This is a genomic window from Streptomyces sp. NPDC045431 (assembly GCF_040646655.1).
In the GTDB taxonomy this organism is placed as follows: Bacteria; Actinomycetota; Actinomycetes; order Streptomycetales; family Streptomycetaceae; genus Streptomyces.
Genome location: NZ_JBEZAQ010000001.1, coordinates 505906 through 528829, shown reverse-complemented (window position 1 = coordinate 528829; position 22924 = coordinate 505906). Strand labels below are relative to the sequence as shown.

22 protein-coding genes are annotated in these 22924 nt (G+C 72.0%); 10 read left to right on the top strand and 12 right to left on the bottom strand.

Translation table 11 applies throughout. The features are described from left to right. Positions 1–10: 10 nt before the first annotated feature. From AB0A69_RS02375 to AB0A69_RS02365, 3 genes are read right to left on the bottom strand one after another with little or no spacing between them, the layout of a single operon-like run. Positions 11–409 carry a cytochrome c oxidase subunit 4 gene (locus AB0A69_RS02375; protein WP_361414426.1) on the bottom strand — a complete coding sequence of 133 codons (399 nt, stop codon included), beginning with the start codon at positions 407–409 and terminating at the stop codon, positions 11–13. Further along, a complete protein-coding gene (ctaD, locus tag AB0A69_RS02370; protein WP_361414424.1) occupies positions 406–2157 on the bottom strand; it encodes a cytochrome c oxidase subunit I in 1752 nt (583 codons plus the stop codon). Before ctaD ends, AB0A69_RS02375 begins: the two co-directional genes overlap by 4 nt. After that, entirely contained in the window at positions 2154–3125 is a 972-nt protein-coding gene (locus AB0A69_RS02365; RefSeq protein WP_361414422.1) for a cytochrome c oxidase subunit II, read from the bottom strand. The genes ctaD and AB0A69_RS02365 overlap by 4 nt, the downstream gene beginning before the upstream one ends. Positions 3126–3384: 259 nt before the next feature. Here AB0A69_RS02365 and AB0A69_RS02360 point away from each other — a divergent pair, with 259 nt between their 5' ends. Next, positions 3385–4767 carry an aminotransferase class V-fold PLP-dependent enzyme gene (locus AB0A69_RS02360; protein ID WP_361414420.1) on the top strand — a complete coding sequence of 461 codons (1383 nt, stop codon included), beginning with the start codon at positions 3385–3387 and terminating at the stop codon, positions 4765–4767. 10 nt (positions 4768–4777) lie between these two features. Here the strand turns inward: AB0A69_RS02360 and AB0A69_RS02355 are convergent, their stop codons facing one another. Continuing rightward, positions 4778–5752 carry a carbohydrate kinase family protein gene (locus tag AB0A69_RS02355; RefSeq protein ID WP_361414418.1) on the bottom strand — a complete coding sequence of 325 codons (975 nt, stop codon included), beginning with the start codon at positions 5750–5752 and terminating at the stop codon, positions 4778–4780. A 125-nt stretch (positions 5753–5877) separates the two neighbouring features. On the opposite strand from AB0A69_RS02355, the gene AB0A69_RS02350 reads away from it, so the two are divergent. After that, positions 5878–6102: a hypothetical protein gene (locus AB0A69_RS02350; protein WP_361414416.1), complete on the top strand. Its 225-nt coding sequence runs from the start codon at positions 5878–5880 to the stop codon at positions 6100–6102. A 91-nt stretch (positions 6103–6193) separates the two neighbouring features. Then, entirely contained in the window at positions 6194–7630 is a 1437-nt protein-coding gene (locus AB0A69_RS02345; protein WP_361414414.1) for a hypothetical protein, read from the top strand. 72 nt (positions 7631–7702) lie between these two features. On the opposite strand, the gene AB0A69_RS02340 is transcribed toward AB0A69_RS02345, so the two are convergent. Beyond that, the gene (locus AB0A69_RS02340; RefSeq protein WP_018848827.1) at positions 7703–8059 is read right to left on the bottom strand and encodes an iron-sulfur cluster assembly accessory protein; all 357 of its coding nucleotides are present in this window, start codon (positions 8057–8059) and stop codon (positions 7703–7705) included. Positions 8060–8322: 263 nt separating this feature from the next. Here AB0A69_RS02340 and nadA point away from each other — a divergent pair, with 263 nt between their 5' ends. After that, positions 8323–9510 carry a quinolinate synthase NadA gene (nadA, locus tag AB0A69_RS02335; protein ID WP_361414412.1) on the top strand — a complete coding sequence of 396 codons (1188 nt, stop codon included), beginning with the start codon at positions 8323–8325 and terminating at the stop codon, positions 9508–9510. Between the two features lie 60 nt (positions 9511–9570). Here the strand turns inward: nadA and AB0A69_RS02330 are convergent, their stop codons facing one another. The 5 genes from AB0A69_RS02330 to AB0A69_RS02310 form a co-directional block, all read right to left on the bottom strand. Continuing rightward, the gene (locus tag AB0A69_RS02330) at positions 9571–12669 is read right to left on the bottom strand and encodes an efflux RND transporter permease subunit (protein WP_361414410.1); all 3099 of its coding nucleotides are present in this window, start codon (positions 12667–12669) and stop codon (positions 9571–9573) included. A gap of 120 nt (positions 12670–12789) precedes the next feature. After that, positions 12790–13464, bottom strand: a complete 675-nt coding sequence (locus AB0A69_RS02325) for a response regulator transcription factor (protein WP_361414408.1) — start codon at positions 13462–13464, stop codon at positions 12790–12792. Further along, the gene (locus AB0A69_RS02320) at positions 13461–14705 is read right to left on the bottom strand and encodes a sensor histidine kinase (RefSeq protein WP_361414406.1); all 1245 of its coding nucleotides are present in this window, start codon (positions 14703–14705) and stop codon (positions 13461–13463) included. Before AB0A69_RS02320 ends, AB0A69_RS02325 begins: the two co-directional genes overlap by 4 nt. 86 nt (positions 14706–14791) lie before the next feature. Beyond that, positions 14792–15079: a hypothetical protein gene (locus AB0A69_RS02315; protein ID WP_361414404.1), complete on the bottom strand. Its 288-nt coding sequence runs from the start codon at positions 15077–15079 to the stop codon at positions 14792–14794. 13 nt (positions 15080–15092) lie between these two features. After that, positions 15093–15887: a PspA/IM30 family protein gene (locus tag AB0A69_RS02310; protein WP_361414402.1), complete on the bottom strand. Its 795-nt coding sequence runs from the start codon at positions 15885–15887 to the stop codon at positions 15093–15095. A gap of 256 nt (positions 15888–16143) precedes the next feature. On the opposite strand from AB0A69_RS02310, the gene AB0A69_RS02305 reads away from it, so the two are divergent. From AB0A69_RS02305 to AB0A69_RS02295, 3 genes are all read left to right on the top strand, one after another. After that, positions 16144–16740 (top strand): DUF3043 domain-containing protein, encoded by a 597-nt coding sequence (locus AB0A69_RS02305; RefSeq protein WP_361414400.1) that lies wholly within the window; start codon positions 16144–16146, stop codon positions 16738–16740. A 59-nt stretch (positions 16741–16799) separates the two neighbouring features. Continuing rightward, positions 16800–17534 (top strand): class I SAM-dependent methyltransferase, encoded by a 735-nt coding sequence (locus AB0A69_RS02300; protein WP_361415171.1) that lies wholly within the window; start codon positions 16800–16802, stop codon positions 17532–17534. Between the two features lie 73 nt (positions 17535–17607). Continuing rightward, on the top strand, positions 17608–18693 hold the full coding sequence (locus tag AB0A69_RS02295; protein ID WP_361414398.1) for a trypsin-like peptidase domain-containing protein: 1086 nt from the start codon (positions 17608–17610) through the stop codon (positions 18691–18693). Positions 18694–18745: 52 nt separating this feature from the next. On the opposite strand, the gene AB0A69_RS02290 is transcribed toward AB0A69_RS02295, so the two are convergent. Next, positions 18746–18961 carry a hypothetical protein gene (locus AB0A69_RS02290; protein WP_361414396.1) on the bottom strand — a complete coding sequence of 72 codons (216 nt, stop codon included), beginning with the start codon at positions 18959–18961 and terminating at the stop codon, positions 18746–18748. A gap of 91 nt (positions 18962–19052) precedes the next feature. Between AB0A69_RS02290 and AB0A69_RS02285 the strand changes: the two genes are divergently transcribed. The 3 genes from AB0A69_RS02285 to AB0A69_RS02275 all read left to right on the top strand — a co-directional run bounded on the left by AB0A69_RS02285 (position 19053) and on the right by AB0A69_RS02275 (position 22192). Next, positions 19053–20252, top strand: a complete 1200-nt coding sequence (locus AB0A69_RS02285; protein WP_361414394.1) for a bifunctional adenosylcobinamide kinase/adenosylcobinamide-phosphate guanylyltransferase — start codon at positions 19053–19055, stop codon at positions 20250–20252. A 17-nt stretch (positions 20253–20269) separates the two neighbouring features. Next, complete coding sequence (gene cobT, locus AB0A69_RS02280; protein ID WP_361414392.1) at positions 20270–21316, top strand: nicotinate-nucleotide--dimethylbenzimidazole phosphoribosyltransferase; 1047 nt, start codon at positions 20270–20272, stop codon at positions 21314–21316. A gap of 141 nt (positions 21317–21457) precedes the next feature. Continuing rightward, positions 21458–22192, top strand: coding sequence for a hypothetical protein (locus AB0A69_RS02275; protein ID WP_361414390.1), 735 nt, complete (start codon positions 21458–21460; stop codon positions 22190–22192). On the opposite strand, the gene AB0A69_RS02270 is transcribed toward AB0A69_RS02275, so the two are convergent. Further along, on the bottom strand, positions 22107–22883 hold the full coding sequence (locus AB0A69_RS02270) for a hypothetical protein (RefSeq protein ID WP_361414389.1): 777 nt from the start codon (positions 22881–22883) through the stop codon (positions 22107–22109). The genes AB0A69_RS02275 and AB0A69_RS02270 overlap by 86 nt on opposite strands. Positions 22884–22924: the final 41 nt, after the last annotated feature.

The window sequence follows — 22924 nt, the reverse complement described above, 5'->3', positions numbered from 1 at the left end:
AACCGTGCGACTACTGGTTCTGGTTCTCGCCCCGGTAGTACTCGAACACCCAGCCCCAGACACCGATCAGGATCAGCGGCAGGGAGAAGTACAGCAGCCACCAGCCGAGCGCGACGCCCAGGAAGGCGAGGGCGCCACCGATGGCCAGGGAGAGCGGCTGCCAGCTGTGCGGCGAGAAGAAGCCGACCTCACCGGCCTCGTCCGCGACGTCGGCCTCCTTGTCGTCCTGCGCCATGGCGTCCACGCGCCGGGCCGTGAAGGCCAGGTAGTAGCCGATCATGATCGCCAGGCCGAAGGCCAGGAAGAGCGCCGTCGTACCGGCCGGCTCCTTCGACCACAGGCCGTACACGATGGCCATGGCGAGGATGAAGACGCTCAGCCAGATGAACATCTTGCCCTGGATCTTCACTTGCCGACCTCCTTGCCACCGAACAGCGCGGTGTCCTTCTGCCCGTGGTTCTCGAGCTGGCCGACCGCCGCGATCTCGGGGTGGTGCAGATCGAACGCCGGGGATTCCGACCGGATGCGCGGCAGCGTGAGGAAGTTGTGCCGCGGCGGCGGGCAGGACGTCGCCCACTCCAGGGAGCGGCCGTAGCCCCACGGGTCGTCGACGCCGACCGGCTTGCCGTACTTGGCCGTCTTCCAGACGTTGTAGAAGAACGGCAGGATCGACATGCCGAGCAGGAACGACGCGATCGTGGAGATCGTGTTCAGCGCGGTGAAGCCGTCGGCGTGGAGGTAGTCCGCGTAACGACGCGGCATGCCCTCGGCACCCAGCCAGTGCTGCACCAGGAACGTGCCGTGGAAGCCGATGAACAGCGTCCAGAAGGTGATCTTGCCGAGCCGCTCGTCCAGCATCTTGCCCGTGAACTTCGGCCACCAGAAGTGGAAGCCGGCGAACATCGCGAAGACCACGGTGCCGAAGACGACGTAGTGGAAGTGCGCGACGACGAAGTACGAGTCCGAGACGTGGAAGTCCATCGGCGGCGAGGCCAGGATGACACCGGTCAGACCACCGAAGGTGAAGGTGATCAGGAAGCCGATCGTCCACAGCATCGGCGTCTCGAAGGAGAGCGAGCCCTTCCACATGGTGCCGATCCAGTTGAAGAACTTCACACCGGTCGGGACCGCGATCAGGAAGGTCATGAAGGAGAAGAACGGCAGCAGCACACCGCCGGTGACGTACATGTGGTGCGCCCACACCGTCACGGACAGACCGGCGATCGCGATCGTCGCCGCGATCAGGCCGATGTAACCGAACATCGGCTTGCGGCTGAAGACCGGGATGATCTCCGAGACGATGCCGAAGAACGGCAGGGCGATGATGTACACCTCTGGGTGACCGAAGAACCAGAAGAGGTGCTGCCACAGCAGCGCGCCGCCGTTGGTCGGGTCGAAGATGTGCGCACCGAACTTGCGGTCCGCCTCCAGCGCGAAGAGCGCGGCGGCGAGCACCGGGAAGGCGAGCAGGACCAGGACACCGGTCAGCAGCACGTTCCAGGTGAAGATCGGCATGCGGAACATCGTCATGCCCGGGGCGCGCATGCAGATGATCGTGGTGATGAAGTTGACCGAGCCGAGGATCGTGCCGAAGCCGGAGAAGGCCAGACCCATGATCCACATGTCGGCACCGACGCCCGGCGAGCGGACCGCGTCCGACAGCGGGGTGTAGGCGAACCAGCCGAAGTCGGCGGCACCCTGCGGGGTGATGAAGCCGGCCACCGCGATGAGCGAGCCGAACAGGTACAGCCAGTAGGCGAACATGTTCAGCCGCGGGAACGCCACGTCGGGCGCGCCGATCTGCAGCGGCATGATCCAGTTGGCGAATCCGGCGAACAGCGGCGTCGCGAACATCAGCAGCATGATCGTGCCGTGCATCGTGAACGCCTGGTTGAACTGCTCGTTCGACATGATCTGCGTACCCGGACGGGCGAGCTCGGCGCGCATGAAGAGCGCCAGCAGACCGCCGATGCAGAAGAAGACGAACGACGTGACCAGGTAGAGCGTGCCGATCGTCTTGTGGTCCGTGGTGGTCAGCCACTTGACGACGATGTTGCCGGGCCGCTTGCGCCGTACAGGGAGCTCGTTCTCATACGGCTCGGTCACCGAGCCGTCGGCTCCCGTGGCGGCACCCTGAGGTTCGTTGAGGATGCTCACAGTTGGTTGATCTCCGAGTTCCTGGCCGAGTCGGTCATCTGAATGCCCGCCGGGATGTAACCCGTCTGCCCCTTCTCGGCCAGCTCCTTCAGGTGCTGCTGGTAGCGCTCCGGGGAGACTACCTTGACGTTGAACAGCATGCGGGAGTGGTCGACGCCGCAGAGCTCGGCGCACTTGCCACGGAAGGTGCCCTCCTGGGTGGCGGTCACCTCGAAGACGTTGACGTTGTGGCCCGGGAAGACGTCCTGCTTGAACAGGAACGGAAGCACCCAGAAGGAGTGGATGACGTCACGGGACGTCAGGATGAACCGGACCTTCTCGCCCTTCGGCAGCCACAGGGTCGGGCCCGGGTTGCCGTTCTGGGGGTTCCGGGTGCCGGGGATGCCGTAGTCGTAGACGCCTTCGGCACCCGCCGGGAACTCCTTCTGGAGCCGGTCCGGGATGGGAGCGAGCTCCTTGGCGGACCTGGCGTCCGTGTCGGGCTTGCCGTCGACGTTCTCGATGTAGTTGAAGCCCCAGCTCCACTGGTAGCCCACCACGTTGATGGTGTGGGTGGGGTTCTTGGAGCGCTCGAGGAGCTTCGACTCATCACGTGCGGTGAAGTAGAACAGCACCGAGACGATGATGAGCGGGGTCACCGTGTACAGCGCCTCGATGGGCATGTTGTACCGGGTCTGCGGAGGAACCTCGACCTTGGTGCGGCTGCGCCGGTGGAAGATGACGCTCCACAGGATCAGGCCCCAGACCAGCACGCCCGTGGCGAGCGCAGCCGCCCACGAGCCCTGCCAGAGGGAGAGGATCCGCGGAGCCTCCTCCGTCACCGGGGTGGGCATACCAAGGCGGGGGAAGTCCTCCCAGTTGTACGAGCAACCGGAGGCGGTAGCCAGGATCAGGCCCGCAGTCAGCACCTGCGGCAGCTTCCGCCGCATCGGGCGCCGCGACGAGCGGTCGGAGCCGTTGGGACTCACGTAGCGCCTTCCCGAGAGTCTCGCCCGCGCGGTCGGCTGCGGCCGTCACGCTGGTCGGTCGCCGGCCCTGACGCGGGCAGGGGTTTGGATGTTTATGCGGACCAAACCCTACTGGACGCTATTTGGGGTCGCGCGGGGAGGGTGCCCAACGCGCCGCCGGACCCCTCTTTTGAGGGTTCGGCGTACCTCCGGGGCGCCGCGCGGGGGCTGGAGGCGGTGGCAGTACCGGGGTTCACGGGGGCGGAGTTAGCGTGGGGGCGTGGCCTACTTCGATTCCGCTTCCTCCGCTCCCCTCCACCCCGTTGCCCGGCAGGCGCTGCTCGCGGCGCTCGACGAGGGGTGGGCCGATCCGGCGCGGCTGTACCGCGAGGGGCGGAGGGCGCGGATGCTGCTGGACGCGGCGCGGGAGGCCGCGGCGGAGGCCGTGGGGTGCCGTCCGGACGAGCTCGTCTTCACCCCTTCGGGGACACGTGCGGTGCACTCCGGAATTGCCGGGGCGCTCGCCGGGCGTCGGCGTGTCGGGCGGCACCTGGTCGTGTCGGCGGTCGAGCACTCCTCCGTGCTCCACTCGGCGGCCGCCCACGAGGCGGACGGCGGCACGGTGGCCGAGGTGCCGGTGGGCCGGGCCGGCCGGGTCGACCCGGCCGCGTACGCCGCCGCCCTGCGCGCCGACACCGCCCTCGCGTGCCTGCAGTCCGCCAACCACGAGGTGGGCACCGAGCAGCCCGTGGCCGAGGTGGCCGAGGCGTGCCGGGCGGCCGGGGTGCCGCTGCTGGTGGACGCGGCGCAGTCGCTGGGGTGGGGTCCGGTCGCCGGCGACTGGTCGCTGCTGACCGCGAGTGCCCACAAATGGGGCGGTCCCGCGGGGGTGGGGCTGCTCGTCGTCCGCAAGGGTGTCCGGTTCGCCGCCCAAGGCCCGGCGGACGAGCGCGAGTCGGGGCGGGCCGCCGGGTTCGAGAACCTCCCGGCCATCGTCGCCGCGGCGGCCTCGCTGCGGGCGGTACGGGCCGAGGCGGACGCGGAGGCGGCGCGGCTGCGGGGGCTGGTGGAGCGGATCCGGGCGCGGGTGGCGGAGGCGGTGCCGGACGTGGAGGTGGTCGGCGACCCGGTGCGGCGGCTGCCGCACCTCGTCACCTTCTCGTGTCTCTATGTCGACGGGGAGACCCTGCTGCACGAGCTGGACCGCGCGGGCTTCTCGGTGTCGTCCGGCTCGTCGTGTACGAGCTCGACGCTGACGCCCAGCCATGTGCTGCGCGCGATGGGTGTGCTGTCGGAGGGCAACGTACGGGTCTCGCTGCCGTTCGGTACGCCCGAGGCGGACGTCGAGCGGTTCCTGGAGGTGCTGCCGGGCGCGGTGGCGGGCGTACGGGAGCGCTTCGGCGCCCCGGCGTCCGCCCCCGCGCCGGCGCCCGGGGCCGGGGACCTCGTCGTCGACGCGCTCGGCAAGCGGTGCCCGATCCCGGTGATCGAGCTGGCGAAGGTGATCGGCGACGTACCGGTCGGCGCCACCGTGACGGTGCTCAGCGACGACGAGGCCGCCCGCCTCGACATCCCGGCGTGGTGCGAGATGCGGGGCCAGGAGTACGTGGGCGAGCGGCCGGCGGAACGCGGCAGCGCGTACGAGGTGCGCCGCACGGCCTGACGGCCGGGCCTCAGGCGAGGTGCTTGTGGACCTCCGCCGCCGCGTCGTCGCCGTACGCCTTGGTGAAGCGCTCCATGAAGTGGGCCCGGCGCAGCGTGTACTCCTGGGTGCCGAGCGTCTCGATCACCAGGGTGGCGAGCATGCAGCCGACCTGGGCGGCGCGCTCCAGGCTGACGCCCCAGGTCAGGCCGGACAGGAAGCCGGCCCGGAAGGCGTCGCCGACGCCCGTCGGGTCGACCTTGGCCTCTTCCTGCGGGCAGCCGACCTCGATGGCCGGCTCGCCCACCCGCTCGATGCGGACGCCGCGCGAGCCGAGCGTGGTGACGCGGTGGCCGACCCGGCCGAGGATCTCCTCGGCCGTCCAGCCGGTCTTGGACTCGATGAGCCCCTTCTCGTACTCGTTGGAGAAGAGGTAGGTCGCCCCGTCCAGCAGGATCCGGATCTCGTCGCCGTCCATGCGGGCGATCTGCTGGGAGAAGTCCGCCGCGAACGGGATCCCGCGCGAGCGGCACTCCTCGGTGTGGCGCAGCATCGCCTCGGGGTCGTCCGCGCCGATCAGGACGAGGTCGAGGCCGCCGACGCGGTCCGCCACCGCCTGGAGCTCGATCTGGCGGGCCTCGCTCATGGCGCCGGTGTAGAAGGAGCCGATCTGGTTGTGGTCGGCGTCGGTGGTGCAGACGAAGCGCGCGGTGTGCAGGACCTCGGAGATCCGTACGGAGCCGGTGTCGACGCCGTGCCGGTCGAGCCAGGCGCGGTACTCGTCGAAGTCGTAGCCGGCCGCGCCGACCAGGATCGGGTGGGCGCCCAGCTGCCCCATGCCGAAACAGATGTTGGCGCCGACGCCTCCCCTGCGGATGTCGAGGTTGTCGACCAGGAAGGAGAGGGAGACCGTGTGCAGCTGATCGGCGACCAACTGGTCGGCGAATCGGCCGGGGAAGGTCATCAGGTGGTCGGTGGCGATGGAGCCGGTGACTGCGATACGCACGGCTGGGCGCTCCTGGGGAAGGTGGAGTTGACGGTTAACGCTACCCGGTCACGGAGCCGCCGACATGCGGAAACTACCCGATAGTAGGTCTTTTTCGGTCGGGTGCGGCTGCGTACGGTGCCGATATGACCGAGTACATCGCTCCACTTGAGCGGGGGGAGTCCGACATGGGCCTGGAGTTCGGCCTGGCCGAGCTGCGCGGTGACAGCGCGCGCATGGCGCCGCACTGGAGGGTGCCGGCGGAGGACGCTCCCCCGCCCGGTCCGGTGTCGCCGTCGCTGATCCACGGGGTGGTGGTGCCGCCCGCGTCCGCGCGGCTGATCGACGCGACGGTGGAGTACGGCGCCTGATCCCCGGCCGTCTCGTGGAACCGGGTGCTCCTCCGCTCCGTCCCATGGGTGTCTTCCGTAAGGGGAGTACGACGGACGAAGGAGCGTTGCGGTGAGCAGTACGGAACCCGAGCCCACGCAGGACACCGCCCGCCCCGGGCGTTCCCCGCTGGTCGTCGCCTCGGTGGCGATGGCGGTGCTGCTCGCCGGGGGCGGCGGCGCGTACTTCGCCACGAGCGCGTCGGACGGCGGCCGCGCCGAGCCGGCGGCCGGCCGTACGGCGCCGCCCCCGCTGGCGCTGGACGGGCACACCGAGGGGTCGTCGGGGCCGGGGATCGCGCCCGGCGAGCCGGCGCCGAACGGCGTGGTCTACCGCGCGTCGGGCCCGCTGCCGGACGGGCCGGACACGGCGCACGTCCACCGGTCCCGGGGCGCGGTCGGCGCGGACGAGGTGGCGCGGCTCGCGAGGGCCCTGGGGGTGTCGGGGGCGCCGCGCCCCGACGGTACGGCGTGGAAGGCCGGCCCCGAGAAGGACGGCTCGGGCGGGGTGCTGCAGGTCGAGAAGGAGGCGCCGGGGACCTGGTCCTTCGGTGCGGCGCCGGCGGGTGACGACTGCCGCAAGGGCACGAGCTGTCCCGGCGGCGGGCACAACGGCGGGCCGACGGGCTGGGGCGGGACCCCGGTGGGCGAGGAGGCGGCGAAGAAGGCGGCCGCTCCGGTGCTGAAGGCGCTGGGGCAGGACGACGCCAAGCTGGACGCCACCCAGCTGATGGGCGCGGTACGGGTCGTCAACGCCGATCCGGTCGTCGGCGGGCTGCCGACGTACGGCTGGACCACCGGCATCCAGGTGGGTCCGGACGGGCAGGTGGTCGGCGGCAGCGGGCGGCTGAAGGAGCCCGTCAAGGGTGACGAGTACCCGGTGATCGGCGCGGAGGAAGCGCTGAAGCTGCTGAACGCCGGATCCCCGGACGAGGGGGGCGTCTCCATCGGCGGGTGCGCGACGCCCGCGCCGCTGGAGGGCGAGGGGAAGGCCGGCCCCGAGGTGAGCTGCGCGCCGGAGCGGAAGCCCGCCAAGGAGACCGTGACCATCTCCCAGGCCGTCTTCGGGCTGGCCGCGCACACCGTGGAGGGACGGCCGGCGCTCGTGCCGTCGTGGCTGTTCCAGGTGGAGCCGAAGGGCGACGCGCGGCCGTTCACGATCACGTACCCGGCGGTGGCGCCCCAGCACCTCGCGCCGGCGCCGAAGCCCTCCCCGACGCAGCCGGCGGTCCCCGAGCAGTCCGCTCGGCAGGTCGAGTCGTACCGGACGGACGGGAGCGGGCGGAAGCTGACCGTCACCTTCTGGGGCGGCGTGTGCAGCACCTATACGGCCAAGGCCGCGGAGAGCGACGCGCTGGTGAAGGTGACCGTGGTCGAGTCGCCGGCGGACCCGGAGCGGTACTGCATCGCGATGGCGCAGGAGCAGACCGTCACGGTGACACTGGACCGGCCGCTGGGCGCGCGGCAGGTCGTGGACGCGGCGTCGGGTGGGGCGGTGCCGCGGAAGTAGGGCGCAAGCGGTACCGGGGTACGACGAAGGCGGCAGACCTCCATCGGGGTCTGCCGCCTTCGTCGTACGGGCTCAGCTGAACGAGTCGCCGCAGGCGCAGGAGCCGGTGGCGTTCGGGTTGTCGATGGTGAAGCCCTGCTTTTCGATGGTGTCGACGAAGTCGATGGACGCGCCGCCCAGGTACGGGGCGCTCATGCGGTCGGTGACCACCTTGACGCCGTCGAAGTCCTTGACGACGTCCCCGTCGAGCGAGCGCTCGTCGAAGAAGAGCTGGTAGCGCAGGCCGGAGCAGCCGCCGGGCTGAACGGCGACGCGCAGCGCCAGGTCGTCGCGGCCTTCCTGGTCCAGCAGCGCCTTGACCTTGGCCGCCGCGGCGTCCGACAGAAGGATGCCGTCGCTGACAGTGGTCTTCTCGTCCGATACGGACATCTGCTTCTCTCCCGGTGTGTACGGAGACTGCTTGCCGACGGTTGCAACCGGCGGGGCCGCGGATTCATTCCGGGCCGAGTGCGTGCTTTCCCCTTCATGCTCGCACACGCGCGCGCACGCACGTCGGGCAAGCGCCACCCCGGGGACGGGGGATGTGTCACATCGACACTATGGCCATCGTCAAAGTGACGTGAAGCGGTTATGATAGATAGCGTCATTTAGACGAAAAGGTTCCTTCGCCGCGCTTACCGAAGAAAGAAAGGGTGCGTGACGTGACCACCGCCCAGCCCCTGGATGTCCAGCCGACGCCGCTCGCCCTGCTGCTGCTCGGCCGCGAGGCCGACCCCAAGAGCGAGCGGGGCGTCGAGTGCCCCGGCGACCTTCCATCGCCGTCCGACCCGGACCTGGTGGAGCGCGCCCGCGCGGCCAAGGAGAAGCTGGGCAGGAAGGTCTTCGTGCTGGGGCACCACTACCAGCGCGACGAGGTCATCCAGTTCGCCGACGTCACCGGGGACTCGTTCAAGCTCGCGCGGGACGCGGCGGCGCGGCCGGAGGCCGAGTACATCGTCTTCTGCGGTGTGCACTTCATGGCCGAGTCGGCCGACATCCTGACGACCGACGACCAGAAGGTCGTGCTGCCCGACCTGGCCGCCGGCTGCTCGATGGCCGACATGGCCACGGCCGAGCAGGTCGCGGAGTGCTGGGACGTGCTGACGGAGGCGGGCATCGCCGAGCAGGTCGTGCCGGTCTCGTACATGAACTCCTCCGCCGACATCAAGGCCTTCACCGGCAAGCACGGCGGCACCATCTGCACCTCCTCCAACGCCAAGCGGGCCCTGGACTGGGCCTTCGAGCAGGGCGAGAAGGTGCTCTTCCTGCCCGACCAGCACCTGGGGCGCAACACCGCCGTCCGGGACATGGGGATGTCGCTGGACGACTGCGTCGTCTACAACCCGCACAAGCCCGGTGGCGGGCTGACCGTGGAGCAGCTGCGCGCCGCCAAGATGATCCTGTGGCGCGGGCACTGCTCGGTGCACGGGCGCTTCTCGCTGGACTCCGTGAACGACGTGCGCGAGCGGATCCCGGGCGTCAACGTGCTGGTGCACCCGGAGTGCAAGCACGAGGTCGTGGCCGCGGCGGACTACGTCGGGTCGACCGAGTACATCATCAAGACGCTGGAGGCGGCCCCGGCCGGGTCCAAGTGGGCCATCGGTACGGAGCTGAACCTGGTGCGGCGCCTGGCGAACCGTTTCGCCGACGAGGGCAAGGAGATCGTCTTCCTCGACAAGACGGTCTGCTTCTGCTCCACCATGAACCGCATCGACCTGCCGCACCTGGTGTGGACGCTGGAGTCGCTCGCCGAGGGCAAGCTGGTCAACCAGATCCAGGTCGACCGCGAGACCGAGAGCTTCGCCAAGCTGGCGCTGGAGCGCATGCTGGCGCTGCCGTAGCCGTCTCCCGAGACGAACGTGAGGGGCGCCCCGCATCACCGGGGCGCCCCTCACCGTTGTTCACACCGCGGCCGGGGTCCGCTCCGGCTCGCGCGCCGCCGCGCGGGCGGCGCGCTTGGTGCGGCGGCGCTCCTTGCGGAGCTCCACCATCGCGTACAGCGTCGGCACCAGCAGCAGGGTGAGCAGCGTGGACGTCACCAGGCCGCCGATCACCACCACCGCGAGCGGCTGGGCGATGAAGCCGCCCTCGCCCGTGATGCCGAGCGCCATCGGGAGCAGGGCGAAGATCGTCGCCAGGGCGGTCATCAGGATCGGGCGGAGGCGGTGGCGGCCGCCCTCGACGACCGACTCGATGACGCCGAGGCCCTGCGCCCGGTACTGGTTGATCAGGTCGATCAGCACGATGGCGTTGGTGACCACGATGCCGATCAGCATCAGCATGCCGATCATCGCCGGGACGCCCATCGCCGTGCCCGTGGCGACCAGCAGGCCGATGGCGCCGGTGGCCGCGAACGGGATGGAGACCAGCAGGATCAGCGGCTGGACCAGCGACTTGAAGGTCGCCACCAGCAGCATGAAGACGATCGCGATGGCCGCCAGCATCGCCAGGCTCAGCTTGGCGAACGCCTCCTCCTGGTCCTCGGACACACCGCCGATGGTGGCGGTGGCCCCGTCGGGCAGGTCCAGTGCGTTGATCTTCGACTGGAGGGCGGCGCTCACCGCGCCCGTGTTGTCACCGGTCGGCTTCGCCGTGATGGTCGCGGCCCGCGAGCCGTCGATGCGCGTCATCGAGACCGGGCCGGGGACCAGCTTCACCTCCGCGATGTCGCCGAGCTTCACCGGGCCGAGCGGCAGCTGCTGGAGCTGGGCCATCGTCCGCGCCGGCGCGGCGGAGGTGATGACGATGTCGCGCTCGGTGTCGTCCAGGATCGCCTTGCCGGCCGGGGTGCCGCGTACCGCCTGGGCGACCGCCATGCCGAGCGCGGCGTCGTTGAACCCGGCCTCGGCCGCCTTGGCGTTGGCCTTGACCGAGACGCGCGGGATCGACTGCGACAGGTCGCTCTGGACGTCGGTGACGTCGTCCAGCTCGGCGACCTCGGTACGCACCTGGTCGGCGGCCTTCTTCAGGGTGGCGGCGTCGGCGGCCTTGACCACGACGCTCAGGTCCTGGTTGCCGAAGCCGTCACCGGCCGCGATGGTCGTGTCGCCGATGCCGTCGAGCTTGCCGAGCTCGGCGTCGAGGTGGTCGCGTACCTTCTCGTACGAGGCCGAGTCCGCGAGCGTCACCTGGTAGGAGGCCTGGTTGGCGCCCGTACCGCCGCCGAAGGCCGCCATGAAGCCGGAGGAGCCGACGGTGACCTGGTAGTCCTTCACCTCGGGGGCGCCGGCCAGGACCTTCTCGACCTTCTTCGCCGCAGCGTCCGCCGCCTCCAGGCTGGTGCCGGCGGGCAGCTCCTGCTTGATGGAGAGGACCTCCTGGTCGCCCTGGTCGAAGAAGTTCGTCTTCAGCAGCGGGGCCATGCCGAAGGTGCCGACGAGGACGACGATCGCGAGGGCCACGCTGGTGAGGCGGCGGCGGGTCGCGAACCGCAGCACCGGCACGTACATGCGCTGCAGGAGGCTGCGGTTCTCCCTCTCCTCGGCCTTGCGGCGCGCCTCCTCCGGGTCCGCCGACGTGCCCTTGGGGGCGCGCAGGAACCAGTACGACAGGACCGGGACGACCGTCAGCGAGACGAGCAGGGAGGCGAGGAGGGCGGCGGTGACGGTGAGGGAGAACGAGCCGAACAGCTCGCCCACCATGCCGCCGACCAGGCCGATCGGCAGGAAGACGGCGACGGTGGTGAGGGTGGAGGAGGTGACGGCGCCCGCCACCTCGCGCACCGCCGTGAGGATCGCCGCCTGGCGCTCCTCGCCGTAGCCGAGGTGCCGCTTGATGTTCTCCAACACCACGATCGAGTCGTCGACGACCCGGCCGATGGCGATGGTCAGCGCGCCCAGCGTCAGCATGTTGAGCGACAGGTCCCGCGTCCACAGCACGATCAGGGCGAGGACGACGGAGAGCGGGATGGAGACCGCGGTGACCAGGGTGGAGCGGAGGGACGCCAGGAAGACCAGGATGACGATGACGGCGAAGAGGAGGCCGAGGGCGCCCTCGGTGGTCAGGCCGGAGATCGACTTGGAGACCGCCGGGCCCTGGTCGGAGACGACCGTCAGCTCGGCGCCCGAGCCCAGGTCCTCGCGCAGCTCGGGCAGCTTGTCCTTGACCGCCTCGGAGATGGCGACGGCGCTGCCGTCGTTGTCCATGGTGGCCATGACGGCGAGGCTCGGCTTGCCGTTCGTCCGGGTGAGGGAGACCCGGCGGGACTCCTCCTGCTTCACGGTGGCGAGGTCGCCGAGGCGGACCGCGTCGCCCTTCGCGGGCTTGATCCGCAGGTCCTGGATCTGCTCCAGGGAGGTGAAGCCGCCGCCGACCTGGACCGTGCGGCTCTGGCCCGCCTCGGAGAAGGAGCCGGCCGGGACGGTGGCGCCGCCCGCCTTCAGCGCCTCGGCCAGGGTCATGGCGTTCAGGCCGGCCGCGGCGAGCTTGCGGTCGTCGGGCGTGATGGAGACCTGGAGGTCCTGGACGCCGTCGATGGACACCTGGCCGACGCCGTCGATGTCCTCCAGGGCCGGGACGACGGTCCGCTCCAGCTGGTCGGCCAACGCCTGCTGGTCCTTGGTGGACGTGACGGCGAGGACGACGGTCGGGATGTCGTCGGTCGAACCGGCCACGACCTGCGGGTCCACGGTGTCGGGCAGCTGCACGCGGGCGCGGTTCACGGCCTGCTGGACGTCGGCGACGAGCTGCTTGGTGTCCGCGTCGCCGTAGTCGAAGGTGGCCATGATGAGGGCGTTGCCCTCGCTGGCCGTGGAGGTGACGCCCTTGATGCCGTCGACGGCCTTGAGGGTGGACTCGAGCGGTTCGACGACCTGCTTCTCGACCACGTCGGGGGACGCGCCCTGGTAGGGGGCGAGGACCGACACCATCGGCAGCTCGATGGAGGGCAGCAGCTGTTGCTTGAGCTGCGGGATGGCGATCGCCCCGAAGACGATCGCCACGATCGATATCAGCCCGACCAGGGCCCGTTGCGCGAGGCTGAATCTGGACAGCCAGGACATGGGGTCTCTCTTCTGTGGCGGATCGGCAGGTCTTTCACACGATCAGCCATGGAGGGGAGGGTTCCGTCGCCCCCAGGTCCCGTTTGCTCATCCCCGGCGTACACCGGATGGAGTACTCGTTCACTCCGCCCTGGGGCGTACCAACCCGGATTCGTACGCGGTCACGACCAGTTGGGCGCGGTCGCGCGCGCCGAGTTTGGCCATGGCGCGGTTGACGTGGGTCTTGACGGTGAGGGGGCTCACCGCGAGGCGGTCGGCGATCTCGTCGTTGGAGCGGCCGCCGGCGACGAGGACCAGGACCTCCCGTTCCCGTACGGTCAGGGCGGCGAGGCGCTCGGAGTACGTGGACGGCTCCGCGGTGTCCTTCTGGGTGAGGAACCGGGCGATCAGGGCCTTCGTCGCGGCGGGTGAGAGCAGCGCCTCCCCGGCGGCGGCGATCCGGATGGCGTTCAGCAGCTCGTCGGGCTCGGCGCCCTTGCCGAGGAAGCCGGAGGCCCCGGCGCGCAGCGACTGGACCACGTACTCGTCCACCTCGAAGGTCGTCAGCATGACGACGCGTACGCCGGCCAGGTCCGGGTCCGCGCTGATCAGGCGGGTGGCGGCGAGGCCGTCCGTGCCGGGCATCCGGATGTCCATCAGGACGACGTCGGCCCGCTCCGTGCGGGCGAGCGCGACCGCCTCGGCGCCGTCCGCCGCCTCGCCGACCACCTCCATGTCGGGCTCGGAGTCCACCAGGATCCTGAACGCGCTGCGCAGCAGTGCCTGGTCGTCGGCGAGCAGCACCCTGATGGTCACACGGCCTCCCCTGTGGTTGCGGTGAGCGGAAGTATCGCGTGGACGCGGAAGCCGCCTCCGTAGCGGGGGGCGGCGGTGAGGGTGCCGCCGAGGGCGGTGGCGCGCTCCCGCATGCCGAGCAGGCCGTGGCCGCCGCTCTCCTGCGTGGCCGTCGGTACGCCGTCGTCGAGGACCGTCACCTCCAGGGTCCGGCCGACCCGGACGACGCTCACCTCGGCCCTGGCGTCCGGGCCCGCGTGCTTCTGCACGTTGGTCAACGCCTCCTGGATGATCCGGTACGCCGCGAGGTCGACGGCCGCGGGCAGCGGGGTGCCCTGGTCGGTGCGGGCCAGCTGCACCGGCAGGCCGGCGTGCCGGAAGGTGGCGAGCAGCTCGTCGAGGACGGCGAGACCGGGCGCCGGTTCGGTGGGGGCCTCCGGGTCGCCGGACTGGCGGAGCAGGCCGACCGTGGCGCGGAGCTCGTCGAGGGCGGACCGGCTGGCCTCGCGGACGTGCGCGAGGGCCTCCTTGGCCTGGTCGGGGCGCTTGTCCATGACGTGGGCGGCGACCCCGGCCTGGACGTTGACGAGCGCGATGTGGTGCGCGACCACGTCGTGCAGGTCGCGGGCGATGCGCAGCCGCTCCTCGGCGACCCGGCGGCGGGCCTCCTCCTCGCGGGTGCGTTCGGCGCGTTCGGCGCGCTCGCGGATGGCGTCGACGAAGGCGCGGCGGCTGCGTACGGCGTCGCCCGCGGCGGCCGCCATACCGGTCCAGGCGAAGACGCCGAGGTTCTCCTGGCCGTACCAGGGGGCGGAGCCGAGGAACATGGCGGTCGCGGTGAGCACCGTCATCGTGGCCAGACCGACCCGCCAGGTGGTGGGCCGGTCGGTGCGCGAGGCGACGGTGTACAGCGCGACGACGGCGCTCATCGCCACGGGCGAGGCGGGGTCCCCGGCGGCGAGCTCGACGACGGAGAGGGCGCAGGTGACCAGCAGGACGGGCAGGGGCTCGCGCCGCCGCCACACCAGGGCCGCGGCCCCGGCGAGCATCAGCAGCACGCTGCGCGCGTCGGGGGTGCGCTCGCCGAAGGTCGGGCCGTGGGGGTGACCGTGCGGATCGGCGTACGAGCCGGCGACCATGCAGGCGAGGACGGCGGCGGCGAGGGCCGCGTCGAAGGCGAGGGGGTGCTCGCGCAGCCAGCACCGGCCGCGCGCGAGCCGGGTTCCGGGCGGTGTTCCGGGCGGTGTTCCGGGGGACGTCACGACAGGACACGGTACGGCGACGCCCCGCTCCCGGGGACCGGGGCGGGGCGTCGAGGCGTTGGACGTGCGGGGGGCGTGCCGCGGTGTCAGGCCGCCGAGCCCGGAATGAGGCCGTCCTCGGACAGCATCGCGCGGACCTCGTCGAGCGTCGCGTCGGGCGCGGGCAGGATCAGCTCGGACGGTTCGAGGGAGTCGTCGGGAAGCGGCTCCCCCAGCGTCCGCACGGTGTCCAGCAGGGCGTGGAACGTGCGGCGGAAGCCCTCCCCGTCGCCGTTCTCCATCTCGGCGAGCAGTTCGTCGTCGAGCTTGTTCAGTTCGGCGAAGTGGCTGTCCGCCACCCGCAGCTGGCCCTCCCCCATGATCCTCACGATCATGACGCGACCGTCCTTACTCTTTGTCGAACCGGGGCTGGGAGGACTGCTGCCGCTGCTCGTCCTGCGGGGCGGCGCCGCCCTCGATGGCCTGCTGGGAGGTGGATCCGCCGGCCAGCTCCGCCTTCATGCGCTGGAGCTCCAGCTCCACGTCCGTACCGCCCGACAGACGGTCCAGCTCGGCCTGGATGTCGTCCTTCTGGAGCCCGGACTGGTCGTCGAGCGCCCCGGAGGCGAGCAGCTCGTCGATCGCGCCCGCCCGCGCCTGGAGCTGTGCGGTCTTGTCCTCGGCGCGCTGAATGGCGACGCCGACGTCGCTCATCTCCTCGGAGATGCCGGAGAAGGACTCGGCGATCCGGGTCTGCGCCTGGGCGGCGGTGTACGTGGCCTTGATGGTCTCCTTCTTCGTACGGAAGGCGTCCACCTTGGCCTGGAGCCGCTGCGCCGCGAGCGTCAGCTTCTCCTCCTCGCCCTGGAGGGTCTGGTGCTGCGTCTCCAGGTCCGACACCTGCTGCTGGAGCGCCGCCCGGCGGGACAGCGCCTCGCGGGCCAGGTCCTCGCGGCCCAGCGCGAGCGCCTTGCGGCCCTGGTCCTCCAGCTTGGCCGACTGGGACTGGAGCTGGTTGAGCTGGAGCTCCAGGCGCTTGCGGGAGGTCGCCACGTCGGCGACGCCGCGGCGGACCTTCTGGAGCAGCTCCAGCTGCTTCTGGTACGAGTAGTCGAGGGTCTCGCGCGGATCCTCGGCCCGGTCAAGGGCCTTGTTGGCCTTCGCGCGGAAGATCATCCCCATACGCTTCATGACACCGCTCATGGGCTTCGCGCGCCCCCTTCGTGACGGACTTCGGCTCCAGCACTCCAACAGAACCCACAGTACGGGCCCTGCATCCATTACCGCACTGTTCGAGCGGGGATGCGCTCATCCCCAAGGACGACTGCGGACGGCTCATGATCCGGCGCAAGGAGTAGGGGTTCCGGCGGGATCCCTTGTACGGGTGGACGCAGGCCGTTGCCGGATCGTTCCCCGCGGGGGTGGGGCGCATGCCGGGTACCCCGTACCCTTGGGCTTTGTGTTCCGTAGCCGTTCGAAGGATGAGAAGGCCCCCACCGACAAGGTGACGGCGGACCTCTCCAAGCAGCCCCGCGACCCCCAGGCCCCCAAGGGCCGCCCGACCCCGAAGCGGAGTGAGGCCCAGACGCAGCGCCGCCGCGCGCAGACCGTACCGACCGACCGCAAGGAGGCCATGCGCCGCCAGCGCGAGGCCCGCCGCGCGGACCTGGCCAAGCAGCGCGAGGCGCTGGCGAGCGGCGACGAGCGCTACCTGCCCGTCCGCGACAAGGGCCCGGTCCGCCGCTTCGTCCGCGACTTCGTCGACTCGCGGTTCTGCTTCGCCGAGTTCTTCCTGCCGCTGGCCGTGGTGATCCTGGTCCTGTCCATGGTCCGGTCGGCGCAGATGCAGAACATCGCCCTGCTGCTGTGGCTGGGTGTCATCGCCATGATCGTGGTGGACTCGGTCGGCATCTGGATCCGGCTGAAGAAGCAGCTGGGCGAGCGCTTCCCCAACGAGCCCAAGCGGGGCGCGATCGCGTACGCCCTGATGCGTACGCTCCAGATGCGCCGACTGCGGCTGCCCAAGCCGCAGGTCAAGCGCGGAGAGCGGCCCTGAGCACCCAGGTCTCCGGTTTCGGAGGCGCTTCGGGGAGCTGGCTCGACGGGCTCGGCGGACTGCGCAACACGGTCCGCCAGGAGCTCGTCGCCCGCCAGCTGGACGAGCAGATAACCGCCCGCTACCCCGTGGGGCAGCGGCTGCGGGTCCTCGACGTCGGCATGGGCCAGGGCACGCAGGCCCTGCGCCTGGCCCGGGCGGGGCACACCGTCACCGGGCTGGAGTCCGACCCCGAGATGCTGCGGTACGCCCGGGAGGCGCTGGCGACCGAGCCGGCGGGCATCCGGGAGCGGGTCCGGCTCATCGAGGGCGACGGCCGGGAGACCGGCGTGCACTTCCTGCCGGGCAGCTTCGACGTGGTGCTGTGCCACGGCGTGCTGATGTACGTGGAGGAGCGCGACGCCATGCTCGCGGGCCTCGCCCGCATGCTGGCGCCGGGCGGCCTGCTGTCGCTGCTCGTACGGAACGCGGACGCGCTGGCGATGCGGCCCGGGCTGGCCGGGGACTGGTCCGGGGCGCTTGCGGCCTTCGAGTCGGACGCCTACGTCAACCGGCTCGGGCTGCCCGTGCGGGCCGACCGGCTGGGGGCGCTGACGGCGACGCTCGCGGGGATCGCGGCGCCACTGCACGCCTGGTACGGCGTGCGGGTCTTCACCGACAACGCACCCGACGAAGAGGGCCTGCCGGCCGCCGAGGAGCTGGAGCTCCTCCTCGCGGCGGAGGACCGCGCGGGCCGCACGGACCCGTACCGCCGGGTGGCGGCGCTGCTGCACCTGTGCGGGGTCCGGGGCTGAGCCCCGCCCCCTGATCGCTGAATCGGACGCGCTGGGCGGGCCGTGGCGGGGGGTTCCGCAGGACACTCGCGGCATGGCCCTGACCGTGAACGTGACCGCCGCCGTACGCGTGCTGGTGCCGCTGCTGCCGGTGACCGCCGCCGCCGTGCTGCTGGGCGGCTGCGTGGCCCCGGCGCCACGCGCGGCGCCGCCCGCCGCCACGCCCGCCGTGTCACCCGCGGCCGCCGGACGGGCGGCCGGGGAGCTGGAGGAGGACTACCGCAACGTCATCCGGGACGTCCTGCCGTCGGTCGTGCAGATCGAGGCGGGGCAGGGGATCGGTTCCGGGGTGGTGTGGGACGAGCGGGGTCACATCGTGACGAACGCTCACGTGGTGGGCGGGGAGCGGTCGTTCCGGGTCACCGTCGCGACGGGCGAGGAGGTGCTGGCCGCCCGGCTGGTCTCCAGCTACCCCGAACAGGATCTCGCGGTCATCCGGCTGGACGCGCCGCCGCCGGGGCTGAAGCCGGCGAGGTTCGGTGACTCGTCGAAGGTCGAGGTGGGCCAGATCGTGCTCGCGATGGGCTCGCCGCTGGGGCTGTCCGGCAGCGTCACACAGGGCATCGTGTCGGCGACCGGCCGCACGGTGAGCGAGGGCGGCGCGGGCGGCGGGACGGGCGCCACCATCGGGAACATGGTGCAGACGTCGGCGGCGATCAACCCGGGCAACAGCGGCGGCGCGCTGGTGAACCTGGCGGGTGAGGTCGTCGGCATCCCGACGCTGGCGGCCACCGAACCGGGCATGAGCGGCGGTCCGGCGCCGGGGATCGGTTTCGCGATCCCGTCCTCCATGGTCCGTACGATCGCGGACCAGATCGTCCGCACGGGCCGGGTCACGCACTCGGGCCGCGCGGCCCTCGGCATCGCCGGCCGCACCGTCCTGGACGACGACTACCGGCCGGCGGGCGTGGCGATCGCCGAGGTGGCGCGGGGCGGGGCGGCGGCGGACGCGGGGCTGCGGGCGGGCGACATCATCACCCGCGTCGGTGACACGGACATCACCACGATCACCTCGCTGCTGGAGGCGCTGGCGTCCGCGAAGCCGGGCGACCGGGTGCCGGTGACGTACCTGAGGGACGGGCGGCGGGGGACGGTGACGGTGACGCTCGGCGAGATGTGAGCCTCCCCGGCGCGCGCGCCTCCGGGCGGAGTCCCCCGCGCGCCCTGGTCCGCTACTCGGCGGCCTCGGCCTCGCGCAGGCTCATCGGGCCGTAGATCTTCGTCTCGTCCTCGAAGAGGTGGACCTGCTCCACGCCCTCGTCGAGGAGGTCCTTCCAGGTCTCACCGAGCCAGGACTCCGCGTCGCCCTGGGTGGTGAACTCCTCCGGCTGGGTTGCCGGCTGGACCTCCGTGCCGTCGGACCTCTCGAATCGCCACGTCCATGCCATGTGCGCCTCCCGGGTTCACCAGGTGATCGGTTTCCTGCCCGCAGCGTAGCCGGGCGCGCACCCCGTGCGGGGACGCGGGAGGATCATCCCTGTGGAACTGACTCTCCTCGGCACCGGCGCCCCCGACGGGCTGCCCCGCCCCGACTGCCCCTGCGCCCGCTGCGCCACCGCCCGCGGCGCGGACGCGCGTGCCGCGACCGCGCTGCTCGTGGACGGGGCGCTGCTGCTCGATCTGACGCCCGGGGCCGCGCTGGCCGCCGCACGGGCGGGGCGGTCGCTCAGCGGCGTACGGCAGGTGCTGTTGACCCACCCGCACGACGGGCCGGCCGTGGAGCTGCCCGCCGGGCTGCCGGCGGCCGGTCGGGTGCCGGACGGGCGGGAGCTGACGCTGATCAGCGGGCACCGGGTGCGGGCCGTGCCGATGGACGCGCCGGGCACCGGGTACGAGGTCACCTCCCCGGACGGGCTGCGGCTGCTGTACCTGCCGCCGGGCGGCGCCCCGGCGGGCGTGAGCGAGGCCGGGACGGCGTACGACATGGTCGTGGGCGACGTGGTGGGGCGGCCGGACGGGATGGCCCGGCTGCGCGGCGCCGGTGCGATCGGGGCGGCCACCGACGTCGTCGCCGTCCACCTGGGCCACGAGGTGCCGCCCGGGCCCGAGCTGGACCGGCGGCTGGCGGCGGCCGGGGCGCGGGCCGTGCCGGACGGGACGACGCTGCTCGTCGGCGACTACCAGAGCGTCCCGGACATACCGCGCCGGACGCTGGTGACCGGCGGCGCCCGCTCGGGCAAGTCGCTGGAGGCCGAGCGGCGTCTGGAGGCCTTCCCGGAGGTGGTGTACGTCGCGACGGGCGGCACCCGTGACGGCGACGCCGAGTGGGCGGCCCGCGTGAGCACGCACCGCAACCGGCGTCCGGGGTCCTGGCACACCGAGGAGACCTGCGAGCTCGCGCCGCTGCTGCGCGGCGAGGGGCCGCCGCTGCTGATCGACTGCCTGTCGCTGTGGCTGACGGACGCGATGGACCGGGTCGGGGCGTGGGACGACGGCACCTGGGCGGCGAGCGGTGAGCGCGCGCTGCGCGAGCGGGTCGCCGAACTGGTCGCGGCGGTGCGCGCCACGCGCCGTACGGTGGTGGCGGTGACCAACGAGGTGGGCGCCGGGGTGGTGCCCGCGAGCGCCGCCGGGCGGCGCTTCCGCGACGAGCTCGGACGGCTCAACGCGGCCTTCGCGGACGAGTGCGAGCACGTCCTGTACGTCGTCGCCGGTCAGGCCCTCGTGCTCCGCGGGTGACCGGTACTGTTCAGCGAATGAGCAGGCTGAATCTCGACGACTTCTCCGAACTGATCGAGCGCCCCGACAGCGCCACGCGGCGTGACGCCGAGGAACGCCGGGAGCGCCTCGCCGTCCCGCCCGGCCGGCTGGGCCGCCTCGACGAGCTGGGCGAGTGGCTGTCGGCCGCCCAGGGGGCCGTCCCGGTGCGGCCGATCGACCGGCCGCGCGTGGTGCTGTTCGCCGGGGATCACGGAGTGGCCGGCCTCGACGTGTCGGGCCGGCCCGCGGGCGGCGCGCACGCGCTGGTGCGCGCCGTGCTGGACGGGGCGAGCCCGGTGGCGGTGCTCGCGCGGCGGATGGACGTCCCGGTGCGGGTCGTCGACGCGGGCCTGGACTGCGACCCGGAGCTGCTGCCCGAGGACGTCGTACGCCACCGGGTGCGGCGCGGCAGCGGCCGGATCGACCTCGAGGACGCGCTGACGCCGGAGGAGGCCGAGCAGGCGGTACGCCTCGGCATGGCCATCGCCGACGAGGAGGCCGACTCGGGCACGGACCTGGTGGTGCTGGGCGACCTCAGCGTGGGCGGCACCACGCCCGCGAGCACGCTCATCGCCGCCCTGTGCGGCACGGACGCCTCCGTCGTGACCGGCCGGGGCGGCGCCGGGATCGACGACCTGGCGTGGATGCGCAAGTGCGCGGCGGTCCGCGACGCGCTGCGCCGGGCGCGCCCGGTGCTGGGCGACCAGCTGGAGCTGCTGGCGGCGGTCGGCGGCGCGGACCTGGCGGCGATGACCGGCTTCCTGCTCCAGAGCGCGGTCCGGCGGATGCCGGTGATCCTGGACGGCGTGGTGTCGGCGGCGTGCGCGCTGGTCGCGCAGCGGGCGGCGTTCCGGGCGCCGGACTGGTGGCTGGCGGGCCAGGTGAGCGGCGAGCCGGCACAGGGCAAGGCGCTGGACCGGATGGCGCTCAACCCGCTGCTGGACCACGGCGTGACCGTCGGCGAGGGCACCGGGGCGCTGCTCGCGCTGCCGCTGGTCCAGGCGGCCGCGGCGCTGGCGGCGGAGCTGCCCGAGCGGGACTGACCTCTCCGGCGGAGAGATGGGGATCACGCGGCGGCCTGGCAACTTCCCGGCCGCCGCGCCGGTCTTCGCACGTGCTCGACCTCTCGACCTCTCGACCTCTCGACCGCTCGACGCCGTGCCGACCACCCCCCTGGAGTCCCCATGCCGTTCGTCCGCCGTGCGCTGCTCCGTGAGTGGGGATCCCTGTACGCGGCGGTTCGCGCGGGGCTCGTCACCCGCGGGTGGCGGGCGATCCCGCTGACGCTGTGCGCCGTCACGCTGACCGGGCTCTTCCAGCTCGTCCAGAACCAGTCCTGGGGCTACGGCCTCATCCAGGGCATCGGCTCGGTCCGGGCCGAGGACCCGCTGTGGCTCGCGCTGCTGCGCACGCCCCTCTCCCTCTTCGTACCGGCGCTGCACCTGCCGGTGTGGGGCGCGCTGGCGCAGGTGCTGCTGGTGTTCGGCATCGCCGAGATCTGCCTGGGGCGGGCGCGCACGCTGCTCGTCGCATACGCCGCGACGCTGGCCGGGACGCTGTACGCGCGGATCGGCATCGCGCTCGGGCCGGACGCGCCGCTGGGGCTCGGGCTGCCGGCGTCGGACGCGCACGTCGTCGACACCGGCCCGTCGGCGGCGGTCGTCGGCCTGGCGGTCGTCGTGTGCCGGCGCTACGGGGCGTGGCTCACCGGCGGCCTGGTCGTGCTGGCGATGATCGTCGAGGTGATCTTCAAGAACAACCTCGCGGGCAAGGAGCACCTGGCCGCGATCGCGGCGGTGCTCGTGGCGTGCGCGGTCCGGGAGGTCCTCGCGTTCAGCGCCGCCGGTCGCCGCCCGGGCGGCGCAGTTGCTGGACGCGGTCGGGCGCTCCGGCGATCAGGTCCTGGAAGCGGTGCCTGACGGCGTTCCAGCGGCGGTCGTGGTGGTACGCGCGCAGGCCCGCCCTGGCGCGGGCGCGGGGCCTGTGGCGGTAGAGGCGGCGGGCCCACAGGGAGTCGGGGCGGGCCAGCCGGAGGGCGCCGAAGATCGCGATCGGCAGCACGAACAGGCCGATGATCGCCATCCGGAACTTCCCCTTGAAGAGGGTGACCAGCACGAAGAGGAAGTTCAGCGCGAAGTTCACGATGAGGCTGCTGCGGCTCTGCCGCTCCTCGGGGCTGACCTCGTCCACGCCGAGCGGTGAGAAGCCGAGCAGGGCGAGCAGGAGCAGCGCGGTGGTGAGGACCACGACCTCCACGCTCTTGCGGCCCTCCTCGGTCCAGTAGACGTCGTCCAGGTGGACGATGAGCGCGAACTCGTCGAGGACCAGGCCCGCGCCGATGCCGAGGACCACCGCGCAGACGATCGACGCGGCACCGTGCCGGCCGACGGCGACCGCGCCGAAACCACCGATCAGGGTGAGGACGATCCCGGGAATCACGTGGTGGATGTGGAGCCCGCCCGGGGTGACGTTGCGGAAGGGCCCCTTGCCGGCCCGGATCAGCCGGGTGACCACCCGGGTGAGCAGGAAGGTCAGGACGAAGGACGACAGGGCGAGGAGCAGGGGCAGCTTCCCCGGCTCGACGATGTTGCGGTAGAACCAGTGACCCATCCCGCTCCCTCCATGATCGCGCCTCCTAGCGACTACCCTGC

Excerpts from the sequence above, each read along its gene's own strand:
- AB0A69_RS02350 (WP_361414416.1), top strand. The coding sequence starts at position 5,878 with ATGACCGAGTACATCGCTCCACTTGAGCGGGGGGAGTCCGACATGGGC.
- AB0A69_RS02340 (WP_018848827.1), bottom strand. The coding sequence starts at position 8,059 with ATGTCCGTATCGGACGAGAAGACCACTGTCAGCGACGGCATCCTTCTG.
- AB0A69_RS02330 (WP_361414410.1), bottom strand. The coding sequence starts at position 12,669 with ATGTCCTGGCTGTCCAGATTCAGCCTCGCGCAACGGGCCCTGGTCGGG.
- AB0A69_RS02315 (WP_361414404.1), bottom strand. The coding sequence starts at position 15,079 with ATGATCGTGAGGATCATGGGGGAGGGCCAGCTGCGGGTGGCGGACAGC.
- AB0A69_RS02310 (WP_361414402.1), bottom strand. The coding sequence starts at position 15,887 with ATGAGCGGTGTCATGAAGCGTATGGGGATGATCTTCCGCGCGAAGGCC.
- AB0A69_RS02295 (WP_361414398.1), top strand. The coding sequence starts at position 17,608 with ATGGCCCTGACCGTGAACGTGACCGCCGCCGTACGCGTGCTGGTGCCG.
- AB0A69_RS02290 (WP_361414396.1), bottom strand. The coding sequence starts at position 18,961 with ATGGCATGGACGTGGCGATTCGAGAGGTCCGACGGCACGGAGGTCCAG.
- cobT (WP_361414392.1), top strand. The coding sequence starts at position 20,270 with ATGAGCAGGCTGAATCTCGACGACTTCTCCGAACTGATCGAGCGCCCC.
- AB0A69_RS02275 (WP_361414390.1), top strand. The coding sequence starts at position 21,458 with ATGCCGTTCGTCCGCCGTGCGCTGCTCCGTGAGTGGGGATCCCTGTAC.
- AB0A69_RS02270 (WP_361414389.1), bottom strand. The coding sequence starts at position 22,883 with ATGGGTCACTGGTTCTACCGCAACATCGTCGAGCCGGGGAAGCTGCCC.